Source organism: Melaminivora alkalimesophila (assembly GCF_000282995.1).
Taxonomy (GTDB): Bacteria; Pseudomonadota; Gammaproteobacteria; order Burkholderiales; family Burkholderiaceae_C; genus Melaminivora; species Melaminivora alkalimesophila.
Window position 1 is genome coordinate 1 of sequence record NZ_ALEE01000437.1, and the last position, 6,428, is coordinate 6,428.

Consider the following 6,428-nt stretch of genomic DNA (forward strand, 5'->3'; position numbering starts at 1 on the left):
GGTGGAGCCGAAGGCGGGCGTGTCGCGTCGGTGGGAGAAGAAGCGGCCGGGGTTGCCGACCGTGCACCAGGGCGCTGAGCCATCGTTGCCATGCACGGCCTGCACTCCCTGGGCGTGCAGGCGCTGGCGCGCCAGTCCCGCCAGGTCGGCGAGGAACTTGCCCCCGGGCGCGGCGCGAAAGCACGCACGCGCCTCGGGCGCGCGGGCGCAGAAGGCGTCGCGCACTTCCGGGCCGACCTCGAAGGCCGAGGGTCCGATGCACGGGCCGAGCCAGGCGAGGACATCGAGCGGCCCCTGGCCCGCCGCCGCGCGGAACGGGGCCAGGGCCGCTTCCAGCACGCCCGCCGCCAGGCCGCGCCAGCCGGCGTGCGCGGCCGCGACGCGCGTGCCCGCCCGGTCGGTGAACAGCACCGGCAGGCAGTCGGCAGCCAGCGCCACGCAGGCCACCGCGGCCTCCGTGGTGCTGCTGGCGTCGGCGCACAGGCCATCGGGCGTTGCGGCCCCGACCGCGTCCAACAGCCGAACACCGTGCACCTGGTGCATCCGCAGCGGCCGCACGGCCTGGCCGCGGCTGTGCGCTGCCATGGCGCGCCGGACGATGTCCCAGTTCTGCGCGACGGCCTGCGGACCGTCCCCCACGCCGGCGCCCAGGTTGAGGCTGTCGCGCGGGGGCGCGCTGACGCCGCCCTGCCGGGTGGTGCACAGGGCACGCACGCGCGGCGGGGCCGGCCAGTCGGGCACCAGCCAGTTCTGCCACGCCGTGGGATCCCCGTCCATCCTGTCCATCGCTTCTGCCTAGGGTGTGATCGCCCGAGCATACGCGGAAGGCGGCCGCCGGTGCGCTCGGCGCGCGCCGGGCTGCCGGGAAGGCGAACGCGTGGCACACTGGCCGCATGCCCGCACACGACCCCCAACCCAGCGAATCTGCGCCCTCCCCGTACGTCTTCCCTCCTCCGCTGCCGGCATCGGTGCCTTTGGCGGGCAGCGCCGCACGCCTGCCGGTGCACCGCATCTATTGCGTCGGACGCAACTACGCGGCCCACGCACGGGAGATGGGGTTCAGCGGGCGCGAGGCCCCGTTTTTCTTCATGAAGCCGGCCGATGCCGTGCTGCCGCCTGGGGCGGACGGCACCAGCGTGCTGCCCTACCCTTCGCAGACCGCCGAGCTGCACCACGAGGTCGAGCTGGTGGTCGCCATCGGCCGTGGGGGGAGCCGCATTCCGGTGGCGCAGGCCATGGAGCACGTCTGGGGCTACGGCGTGGGCCTGGACATGACGCGGCGCGACCTGCAGGCGCAGATGAAGCAGCAGGGGCGCCCCTGGTGCATCGCCAAGGGCTTCGATGCCAGTGCGCCGGTCGGCCCCCTCACGGCGGCGGCCGAGGCGGGCGCGCTGGACCGGGCGGCGATTTGGCTGCGCGTCAACGGCGAGGAGCGCCAACGCTCCGACCTGGGCCACATGATCTGGAGCGTGGCCGAGATCATCTCGCACCTGTCGACGGCCTGGACCCTGCAGCCGGGCGACCTGGTGTTCACCGGCACCCCGGAGGGCGTAGGAGCGGTGCAGCGCGGCGACCTGCTCGAGGCGGGCGTGGAGGGACTCGCTCCCCTGCGGGTGCAAGTGGCATGAGCTGGCGCCGCCCGATCCGGCATTGCCGCGAATGCGGCTCGGCGGTGCGCTACCGCGTGCCGGACGACGGCGACACGCGCGAGCGCGCCGTTTGCACCGCCTGCGCGACCATCCACTACGAAAACCCGCTGAACGTGGTCGGCACCCTGCCGGTGCTGGGCGAGCGCGTGCTGCTGTGCAAGCGCAACATCGAGCCGCGCTGGGGAAAATGGACCCTGCCCGCGGGCTTCATGGAGCTGGGCGAGACCACCTGGGAGGGCGCCCTGCGCGAGACCGATGAGGAAGCGGGGGCGCAGATCAGCCTCGGCTCGCTGTTCTCGCTGGTCAACGTGGCCCATGTGGGCCAGGTCCATCTGTTCTACCTGGCGACGCTGCTCAGCGACGAATTCCATCCCGGCCCCGAGACCATCGAGGCCCGCCTGTTCGCCGAGGACGAGATCCCCTGGGACGAGCTCGCCTTCCGCACGGTCCGCACCACGCTCGAACACTTCTTCGCCGACCGGCGGCTCGGGCGTTTCGGCGTGCACTGCATCGACATCGCCTGAGCGGGGGATGTGCGGCTCAGGTGACGCACCAGGGCGCGGGCTGGTTGTGCACCACCTGCATCCACAGGGCCCAGCCGCCAAGCACGCACAGCACGGCCCCGGCCGCGCGCGAGCCCCAGGCCTCCACGCCCCGGTCCAGCCGTTCGCGCAGGCGCCGCCATGCCCAGGGCCCGGCAACCAGCCACAGGCCGCTGCCGATCCCGAACAGCAGCATGCACAGCGCGCCGGCCCACACCGCCCCGCTGAGCGCGGCGGTCAGCAAGGCCGTGTAGAGCAGGCCGCACGGCAGCAGCGCCCAGGCCATCCCGGTCAGGAACAACCCGCCCGGCCGCGCCACCAGCGGCTGCACCCGCCGCCACACCGCCCTCCCGGCCGCTTCGATCCAGGCGGGCTGGCGCGCCTGCAGCAGCATCAGCAGACCCCACGCCATGACCAGCACGTGCGTCAGCGTCCACAGCGGGCGCAGCGCGCTGCTGCTGCCACCAAGCCAGGCCAGCCGGTCCATGGCGAAGGCCGCGAGGGCCCCGGCGGCGGCATAGCCCAGCAGGCGCCCCAGGTGAAACACCGCCGTGCGCTGCACCAGCGCGCGGCGCGGCGCGGCGGCGCCGTGCCAGTGGATCGGCTGCTCGCCGGGAGAGGATGCGGTGCGGGCCCCGGTGAGGGCCCCGCAGGGCGCGGCGCACATCACCAGGCAATGGGTGCCCCCCGCCAACCCCATGAGGAAGACGGTCGAGGCGAGCGCGAGGAACATCCCTCAGATGATGCGCGAAAAGCGTGCCCGGTTCCGGTTGGCCTGCAAATACCTGTCGAACACCATGGCAACCGCGCGCACGAAGTACCAGCCCAGCGCCGTCACCCCGATGCCGTCCTCGCGCACGTCCACCAGCCCTTGCTCGGCCAGCTCCTGCAGCTGCTCCAGCTCGGCGGCGAAATAGCTGCGGAAGTCGATCAGCCAGGCTTCTTCCATGGGCTCGAACAGCACCTCGCCCTGGCACATGACGGCCATGATGACGGCGCGCCGCACCAGATCGTCCTTGGTGAGCGCCAGGCCGCGCGCGATCGGCAGGTGGCCCTGGTTGATCGCGTCGTAGTACTCGTCCAGCGTCTTGACGTTCTGGCTGTAGGTCGCACCGATGCGCCCGATGGCCGAGACCCCGAGGCCAATCAGGTCGCAGTCGGGCTGCGTGCTGTAGCCCTGGAAGTTGCGGTGCAGCCGGCCCTGGCGCTTGGCCACCGCAAGCGAGTCCTCGGGCAGCGCAAAATGGTCCATGCCGACGTACACGTAGCCGTCGCCCTGGAACAGCTCCAGCGCCCGCGCCAGCATCGACACCTTCGCCGAAGCCATGGGCAGCTCGGCGGTGATGATGCGCCGCTGGGCCTTGAAACGCTCCGGCAGGTGGGCATAGGCATACAGGGCGATGCGGTCGGGCCGCAGCTCGCACACCTGCGCCAGCGTGCGGTCGAAGGACTCCGGCGTCTGGCGCGGCAGGCCGTAGATCAGGTCGACGTTGACCGACTCGAAGCCGAGGTCACGCGCGCTCTGCACCAGCGAGAAAACCTGCTCGGCCGGCTGCACGCGGTGGACCGCCTTCTGCACGGCCGGGTCGAAGTCCTGCACGCCGAAGCTCAGCCGGTTGAAGCCCAGTTCGGCCAGCACCGCCAGCCGTGCGGCATCGACGGTGCGCGGGTCGACCTCGATGGAGTATTCGCCTCCCGGCACCAGCGTGAAGCTGCGCCGGATCATCGCCATCAGCTCGTGCAGGCCCTCGTCCGTCAGGAAGGTCGGGGTGCCACCGCCCAGATGCAGCTGGCTGACGTGCTGGCCGACGCCGCAATGGGCCGTGTGCAGGTCGATCTCGCGGCTCAGGTAGCGCAGGTATTCCTCGGCGCGCTCGGGGTGGCGCGTGATGATCTTGTTGCAGGCGCAGTAGTAGCACAGCGACTGGCAGAAGGGGATATGGACGTAGAGCGACAGCGGCATCGCCTTGCCGACCGAGCCCACGCGGCGCTGCTGCAGCGCAAGCGCGTAGTCTTCTTCCCCGAAAGCCTCGACGAAGCGATCCGCGGTGGGGTAGGAGGTGTAGCGCGGGCCCGACACGTCGAGGCGGCGCAACAGCTCTGTAGTGACAACCGTCATGGGAGATGATCCTTGCAATCCAGCGGGCACTGTGCCTGAGCGCCCGCGCCCCGTCCTTGATCCCGGTCAAGCGGCTCCCATGTACGGGGTGTGACAATGCGCTACAGATCCAGGTTGTGCCTCTTTGCGTGGTCCCCAGGGCGGCGTCCGCGTTCGAGGGTAAGCTTGAGGCCATGAAGAAGCTATCCGTGCTCCCCAGCGTCCAGTCCATCAAGGTCGCGTGCTCGAACTGCAACCTGCGCGAGCTGTGCATGCCGGTCGGTGTCGACGAGGAGCAACTCAAGCGCCTGGACGAGATCGTGGCCGTGCGCCGCAAGGTCAAGCGCGGCGGCAACCTGTTTCGCAACGGCGACCCGTTCACCTCCCTCTATGCCATCCGCACGGGCTTTTTCAAGACCTGCGTGGCGACCGAGGACGGCCGCGATCAGGTGACGGGCTTCCAAATGGCCGGCGAGATCATTGGCCTGGACGGCATCGTGAACGACCACCACACCTGCGACGCCGTGGCGCTGGAGGACGCGGAAGTCTGCGTCATGCCCTTCGACCGGATCGAGGAGCTGTCGCGCGAGATCACGGCGCTGCAGAGCCACGTCCACAAGATCATGAGCCGCGAGATCGTGCGCGAGCACGGGGTGATGCTGCTGCTGGGCAGCATGCGCGCCGACGAGCGCGTCGCGGCGTTCCTGCTGAACCTGGTGCAGCGCCTGCATGCGCGCGGCTTCTCCCAGTCGGAACTGGTGCTGCGGATGACGCGCGAGGAAATCGGCAGCTACCTCGGCCTCAAGCTGGAGACCGTGAGCCGCACCTTCTCGAAGTTCGTCGAGGACGGCATCGTCGAGGTCAAGCAGCGGCACGTGCGCATCGTCGACACTGACGCCCTCAAGCGCATCGTCAACAGCCAGCAGGCCGGGCACTGAGGGAGCGCCGGCCCTTCCCCCCGGCGGTGGCGGGCGGTGCGGCCCGCCCCATCGCCCTCCCGCGGACCGCCGGCCCGCGGGAGCGGGCCAGGCCCATCCTCAGTTCAGGGGCGTCTTCTTGCCATCCGGATAGTGGTAGAGCGTGATGGCCGGGTTCTTCATCTCTCCATTGGATTCAAAGGCGATATTGGCCGTCACGCCCTTGTAGTTCGACTTGAGCAATTCGGGGATATAGACCTTGGGATCCCAGGAGCCGGCACGCTTCATGGCATCAGCCAAAAGCATGGTGGCGTCATAGGTATAAGGGCTGTAGATTTGGTATTGATTTGGATATTTGGCGTCGTATTTGGCTTTCCACGCCATGCCGCCAGGCATCTTGGCCAGAGAAGCTCCCCCCTCGGCACACACCATATTGTTCAGGGTCTTGGCGCCAGCCGTCAATTTGGCGATCTCGGTCGTACACAGTCCATCACCGCCAAAGAATTTGACATTGCTCATGCCCAACTGCTCCATCTGACGCAGCATGGGGCCAGCCTGCGGATCCATGCCACCGTAGAAGATGGCATCGGGATTCTTGGACTTGATGGCTGTCAGGATGGCCATGAAGTCGGTGGCCTTGTCGGTGGTGAACTGCTCATCCACGACCTTGATGCCCTTTTCTGCAGCCACCTTCTTGAACACGCTGGCCAGGCCCTGGCCATAGGCCGTGCGGTCATCGACGACGGCCACTGTCTTGAGCTTGAGCGTCTCGGAAGCATAGGCCGCCAGACCCGCGCCCAATGCGTTGTCATTGGCAATGATGCGGAACGTGGTCTTGTAGCCCGGCTTGGACAAGTTGGGGTTGGTGGCAGCGCCAGTGACGTGCGGGATGCCGCAGTCGTTGTAGACCTTGGCTGCAGGGATGGTCGTGCCCGAGTTCAAGTGGCCCACAACACCGGCTGCCTTGGCGTCGCACAGCTTTTGCGCGGCAGCAGTACCTTGCTTGGGATCGGCTGCGTCGTCTTCGGCCAGCAGTTCGAACTTCACCTGCTTGCCGCCAATGGTGAAGCCTTGGGCATTGAGTTCCTCCACGGCCATGCGGGCGCCGTTTTCGTTGTCCTTGCCGTAGTGCGCCTGCGGCCCCGACAGAGGGGCAACGTGGCCGATCCTCACCACCTCTTGGGCGGTGGCCAGGCTGGCAACGGCTGCGGTGACAGCCGCG

The 6,428-nt window shown here is 68.8% G+C and carries 7 protein-coding genes; 3 read left to right on the forward strand and 4 right to left on the reverse strand.

The features are described 5' to 3' along the window. Positions 1–777, reverse strand: a 777-nt coding sequence (gene pgeF, locus A612_RS08560; RefSeq protein ID WP_019374087.1) for a peptidoglycan editing factor PgeF, incomplete at its 3' end; no start/stop codon positions are given. A gap of 116 nt (positions 778–893) precedes the next feature. Between pgeF and A612_RS08565 the strand changes: the two genes are divergently transcribed. Both A612_RS08565 and A612_RS08570 read left to right on the forward strand, forming a co-directional pair. Beyond that, positions 894–1,628, forward strand: a complete 735-nt coding sequence (locus A612_RS08565; protein ID WP_051001475.1) for a fumarylacetoacetate hydrolase family protein — start codon at positions 894–896, stop codon at positions 1,626–1,628. Continuing rightward, the gene (locus tag A612_RS08570) at positions 1,625–2,173 is read left to right on the forward strand and encodes an NUDIX hydrolase (protein ID WP_019374089.1); all 549 of its coding nucleotides are present in this window, start codon (positions 1,625–1,627) and stop codon (positions 2,171–2,173) included. The genes A612_RS08565 and A612_RS08570 overlap by 4 nt, the downstream gene beginning before the upstream one ends. A 16-nt stretch (positions 2,174–2,189) precedes the next feature. Here A612_RS08570 and A612_RS08575 read toward each other — a convergent pair whose 3' ends face one another. Together A612_RS08575 and hemN are read right to left on the reverse strand one after the other, a co-directional pair. Then, on the reverse strand, positions 2,190–2,924 hold the full coding sequence (locus tag A612_RS08575; RefSeq protein ID WP_019374090.1) for a sulfite exporter TauE/SafE family protein: 735 nt from the start codon (positions 2,922–2,924) through the stop codon (positions 2,190–2,192). A 3-nt stretch (positions 2,925–2,927) separates the two neighbouring features. Further along, on the reverse strand, positions 2,928–4,310 hold the full coding sequence (gene hemN / locus A612_RS08580; protein WP_040436421.1) for an oxygen-independent coproporphyrinogen III oxidase: 1,383 nt from the start codon (positions 4,308–4,310) through the stop codon (positions 2,928–2,930). A gap of 173 nt (positions 4,311–4,483) precedes the next feature. Here hemN and fnr point away from each other — a divergent pair, with 173 nt between their 5' ends. Next, on the forward strand, positions 4,484–5,227 hold the full coding sequence (gene fnr, locus A612_RS08585; RefSeq protein WP_019374092.1) for a fumarate/nitrate reduction transcriptional regulator Fnr: 744 nt from the start codon (positions 4,484–4,486) through the stop codon (positions 5,225–5,227). 99 nt (positions 5,228–5,326) lie between these two features. Here the strand turns inward: fnr and A612_RS08590 are convergent. Then, the coding region (locus tag A612_RS08590) for a branched-chain amino acid ABC transporter substrate-binding protein (protein WP_019374093.1) at positions 5,327–6,428 on the reverse strand (1,102 nt) is incomplete at its 5' end.

Excerpts from the sequence above, each read along its gene's own strand:
- A612_RS08565 (WP_051001475.1), top strand. The coding sequence starts at position 894 with ATGCCCGCACACGACCCCCAACCCAGCGAATCTGCGCCCTCCCCGTAC.
- A612_RS08570 (WP_019374089.1), top strand. The coding sequence starts at position 1,625 with ATGAGCTGGCGCCGCCCGATCCGGCATTGCCGCGAATGCGGCTCGGCG.
- A612_RS08575 (WP_019374090.1), bottom strand. The coding sequence starts at position 2,924 with ATGTTCCTCGCGCTCGCCTCGACCGTCTTCCTCATGGGGTTGGCGGGG.
- hemN (WP_040436421.1), bottom strand. The coding sequence starts at position 4,310 with ATGACGGTTGTCACTACAGAGCTGTTGCGCCGCCTCGACGTGTCGGGC.
- fnr (WP_019374092.1), top strand. The coding sequence starts at position 4,484 with ATGAAGAAGCTATCCGTGCTCCCCAGCGTCCAGTCCATCAAGGTCGCG.